The following is a 4,902-nucleotide window of genomic DNA, read 5'->3' on the forward strand; positions in this document are numbered from 1 at the left end:
GGCTGAAGGCCAAGGCCGCCATCAAGGACGCCGCCCGGGTGCTCGACCACGGCTTCGGCGTCGGCGAGCGGATCACCAAGGCGCTGCCGGCCGACGTGATGGGCAAGGGCGTCGCGCTCAAGGACATCTTCAACGCCGACCACAAGCGCTACAACGACGGCGGCGAGTTCCGCGCGCTGCACGGCCAGGACCCCGACGTCCGCACCATCTACGAGACCGCGGTCGGCCTCGAGGGCCAGATCCGCAACTGGGGCGTGCACGCGGCCGGCGTGATCATGTCGAGCGAGCCGCTGATCGACATCGTGCCGATCATGGCCCGCCCGCAGGACGGCGCGATCATCACCCAGTTCGACTACCCGATGTGCGAGTCGCTCGGGCTGGTCAAGATGGACTTCCTCGGGCTGAGCAACCTCCACACCCTCGAGGAGGCGCTCGTGAACATCGAGGCCAACCGGGGCGAGAAGGTCGTCCTCGAGGAGCTGCCGTTCGACGATCGGCCGACCTACGAGCTGATGGGCCGCGGCGAGACGCTCGGCGTCTTCCAGCTCGACGGTGCCGGCATGCGCGCGCTGCTGCGCTCGCTGCAGCCCGACCAGTTCGCCGACATCACCGCGGTCAGCGCGCTCTACCGCCCCGGCCCCATGGGGGCCGACTCCCACAACAAGTACGCGCGCCGCAAGAACGGCCGGGAGGCGATCGATCCGATCCACCCGGCGCTGGCCGAGGCCCTCGAACCCGTGCTGGGGGAGACCTACGGCCTGATCGTCTACCAGGAGCAGGTGATGGCGATCGCCCAGGCCCTGGCCGGCTTCACCCTGGGCGCCGCCGACAACCTGCGCCGCGCGATGGGCAAGAAGAAGAAGGAGGAGCTCGACAAGCAGTACGCCGGCTTCCAGTCCGGCATGCTCGCGAATGGGTTCCCGCAGGCCGCCATCGACACGCTCTGGGCGATCCTGCTGCCGTTCTCCGACTACGCCTTCAACAAGTCGCACTCGGCCGCCTACGGCGTCATCACCTACTGGACCGCCTACCTCAAGGCCAACTACCCGGCCGAGTACATGGCCGCGCTCCTGACGTCCGTCAAGGACGACAAGGACAAGATGGCGATCTACCTCAACGAGTGCCGGCGGATGAAGATCCAGGTCCTGCCGCCCGATGTCAACGAGTCCCAGTCGACCTTCACCCCGGTCGGCAACGACATCAGGTTCGGGCTCACCGCCATCCGCAACGTCGGCGCCAACGTCGTCTCCGGCATCGTGGCCGCCCGCGAGAGCGAGGGCCGGTTCACCGACTTCAACGACTTCATGGGCAAGGTGCCGGCCCTGGTCTGCAACAAGCGGGTCATCGAGTCGCTGGTCAAGGCCGGTGCGTTCGACGAGATGAAGCACCACCGGCGGGCGCTGGTCGCCGTCCACGAGACCGCGGTCGACCAGTACATCGACATCAAGCGCAACGAGGCGATCGGCCAGGACTCGCTGTTCGGCGGACTCGGCGACGACGGAGACGCCGGCTTCGGCATCTCGGTCGCGATCCCGGAGATCGACGAGTGGGACAAGACGACCCTGCTCGGCCACGAGCGCGAGATGCTCGGGCTCTACGTCTCCGACCATCCCCTGCTCGGGCTCGAGCACCTGCTGTCCAACGGCACCGACTGCAGCATCGGCCAGCTCATGCTCGACGAGGACCGGCCCGACGGGACGGTGCTGACGATCTGCGGTCTGGTGACCTCGGTGCAGCGCAAGATCACCAAGCGAGGTGACAACTGGGCCCTGGTGACTCTCGAGGACCTCGACGGCGCGATCGACGTCCTGCTCTTCCCCAGTGCCTACCAGCTGGCCAGCACCTACCTCACCGAGGACGCGATCATCACCGTCAAGGGTCGGCTCTCGCGCAGCAAGGACCAGCCGGAGATCCTGGCCATCGAGGTCACGGTGCCCGACCTCTCCGAGGGGCCGACCGGTCCGGTCGTGATCAGCCTGCCCTCCACGCGGTGCACCCCGCCGGTGGTCGGGCAGCTCAAGGACGTGCTGGCCACCCATCCGGGGATGACCGAGGTGCAGCTGCGCCTGAAGGCCCGCAACGCCACCACCGTGATGCGCCTCGACGACCGGCTCCGGGTCACCCCGAGCCCCGCCCTGTTCGCCGACCTCAAGCACCTCCTGGGGCCGGGTTGTCTGGGCAGCTGACCCAGGAGCCGGCCCGCACCCGGTCCCGCTGGGTGCCGGCGATCACCCAGGCCGTGCTCGTCCTCGTCATCTTCGCCGTGGCCGGCGCCCTCGCCGCCGTGGTGTGGGAGTGGCTGTGGACCCCGTCGAGTGGCGTGGTGGTCGACCACGAGTGGCTGCAGGGCCTGGCCGGCGTGCAGGCCGAGTTCTCCGGCACGGGTGTCTACGTCCTCGTGGCGTCGGTCGCCGGCCTGCTCGTGGGTGTGCTGTGCGCCCTGTTCCTGGACCGCGCCGAGCTGGTGACCCTCGTCGCCGTGGTGGCCGGTGCCGCGCTGGCGGGCTGGATCATGGTCCAGGTCGGCCACGCGCTGGGCCCGGACGACCCACGGGCGCTCGCCAGGACCGCCGACAACGGCACCCGCCTCCCGAGCGACCTGCGGGTCGTGGGTGCCAGTCCCTACGTCGCCTTTCCGGTCGGGGCGACCCTGAGCCTCGCCGTCGTACTCCTCGGGCTGACCAAGCGCCACGCCGAGTGAACTTTCGGCGTCCCGCGACTCGTTGACTGGGTAAGGTCTCCGCGGCGGAACGCAACCGCGTCCCCGCGCGTCACACCTGCACGACCTGCAGGCACACCACATGGCACGACACGGGGGTAACCACGCATGACCAGCTCGACGCCGCCCGGCGGTTCCCAGCCCGAGTACCTCGAGCAGGGCGGCGGTGGCCCGCTTCCACGTGGGACGAAGGGGCCAGGGAGCGGTCGCCGCAAGGCCGTCATCGCCGGTGTCGGTGCGCTCGGCCTGGCAGCCATCGGGTGCGGGGTGTGGGCGGCGACGTCGTTCCTCGCCACCGGCGCGCAGCCGGCCGAGGCACTTCCGGCCTCGACGCTCGGCTACGCCAGCATCGACCTCGATCCCAGCGGCGGTCAGAAGGTCGAGGCGATCCGGATGCTCAACAAGTTCCCGGCGTTCAGGGACGAGATCGGGCTCGACACCGACGACGACATCAAGCGCACGATCTTCGACGAGGGCGACCTCGCCGAGGAGTGCGACGGTCTCGACTACGCCGGGGACATCGAGCCCTGGCTCGGCGACCGTGCGGCCATCGCCGCCGTCGACCTCGGCAGGGAGGAGCCGGTCCCCGTCGTGGTGCTCCAGGTCAAGGACGCGGACGCCGCCGACGCCGGGCTGGCGACGGTCCGGGACTGCGCGGGCGAGGATGCAGGTGGCTGGAGCATCGCCGGCGAGTGGGCGGTGGTGGCCGAGACCGAGACGCTGGCCGACGAGGTCGTCACGGAGACCGAGAGCGCGACGCTGGCCGATGACGAGACGTACCAGAAGTGGACGGACGAGGTCGGCGAGGCGGGCGTGCTCAACCTCTATGCCGCCCCGGCGGCGGGCGACTACCTGGCCGACAACGTCGACGAGCTCGGCTTCCCGTTCGGGCCGATGGAGGGTGAGGACGAGATCCTCCCCGAGCAGTCCACGACCCCCGACCTGCCCGACGAGATGGTCGAGGGGCTGCGGGACTTCGAGGGCGTGGCGGCGACGTTGCGCTTCGCCGACGGCGGCCTCGAGCTCGAGTCGGTCGGAGACGCGGCCGCGATCCGGCAGCACTACCTCGACACCGATGCCGGCGACGACGTCCTGGCCTCGCTGCCCGCGGACACCGCCGTGGCGATCGGGGTCGGGCTGCCGGACGGCTGGGCCCAACGCCTCCTCGACCAGGCCGTCGGAACGCTCGGCAGCGGGCAGAGCCAGGAGCAGATGGTGGCGCAGGCCGAGCGGTGGACCGGACTGGCGCTGCCGGAGGACCTCGAGACGCTGTTGGGCGACTCGACCGTGCTCGCGATCGGCGGTGACTTCGACCCGGAGGCCTTCGAGAACAGCCCCGACGGCAGCAACGTCCCGATCGGCGTCAAGGTCCAGGGTGATGCCGCCGCGATCGAAGAGGTGCTCGACAAGGTGCGCAACCGGATCGGGCAACCCATGAGCGAGCCGCTGCGCAGTCGGTCGGAGGGCGACGTGGTCGCCATCGGCCCCAGCGACGACTATCTGTCGAAGATCCTCGGCAACGGTGGACTCGGCGACTCCGAGGCCTTCCGCGACGTGGTTCGTGAGCCGGAGAAGGCCAGCGCCATCGTCTTCGTCAACTTCGACGCGAACGGCAACTGGCTCAGCGCCCTGGCCGACGACGACCCCGAGGCCAAGGCCAACCTCGAGCCCCTCGAGGGATTCGGGGTCAGTACCTGGCAGGACGGCGACACCAGTCATGCCCTGCTCCGGCTGACGACGAACTGATCCGTCCCTCCGGTGGTTGGGTGCGAGGGGTGCCCGGTCCGCCGCGTGGTGGTGGAGGTGCGAAGGTGCCCGGTCCGCCGCGGTGGTGGAGGTGTGAAGGCGCCCTGGCGTCCTGCCGGTGGTTGAGGTGCGAAGGCGCCCGGCGCCTGAGCCTCGAAACCCCGGAACGGACGCAGGGCGCTGCTCACCGGGGCCCCTGCCCTGCGCCGGGTCAGGGGGTTTGGACGCGCCCGTCGCGACCGCGCGAGCTCCGTCGCGGGCCTTGCCCAACCTCGGCCGCCATACGCGGCGCGAGAGAGCTCACGCCGCGGCGGCTCAGTTCGGCGACCAGCGGGTGCGCGCCACCTCGGTGGCCGGCAGTGACGGGATCACGTTCATCGCCCGCAGCTCCAGGCGCAGCAGGTCGGTGACCATGCACAGCCGGTCGGTCGGGTCCT

The 4,902-nt window shown here is 70.2% G+C and carries 3 protein-coding genes; all 3 read left to right on the forward strand.

The genetic code is table 11. The features are described 5' to 3' along the window. Positions 1–2,186: DNA polymerase III subunit alpha (gene dnaE / locus VFN12_RS04630; RefSeq protein ID WP_325117427.1), on the forward strand; the 2,186-nt coding region annotated here is incomplete at its 5' end. Next, positions 2,171–2,701, forward strand: a complete 531-nt coding sequence (locus VFN12_RS04635; RefSeq protein ID WP_325117428.1) for a hypothetical protein — start codon at positions 2,171–2,173, stop codon at positions 2,699–2,701. The genes dnaE and VFN12_RS04635, both read left to right, overlap by 16 nt. 126 nt (positions 2,702–2,827) lie before the next feature. Beyond that, positions 2,828–4,465 carry a DUF3352 domain-containing protein gene (locus VFN12_RS04640; RefSeq protein WP_325117429.1) on the forward strand — a complete coding sequence of 546 codons (1,638 nt, stop codon included), beginning with the start codon at positions 2,828–2,830 and terminating at the stop codon, positions 4,463–4,465. Positions 4,466–4,902: the final 437 nt, after the last annotated feature.

It is taken from the genome of Nocardioides sp., assembly GCF_035703625.1.
Classification (GTDB): Bacteria; Actinomycetota; Actinomycetes; order Propionibacteriales; family Nocardioidaceae; genus Nocardioides.

Bases quoted from the DNA above. Each gene is read 5' to 3' on its own strand.
- VFN12_RS04640 (WP_325117429.1), top strand. From the start codon at position 2,828: ATGACCAGCTCGACGCCGCCCGGCGGTTCCCAGCCCGAGTACCTCGAG.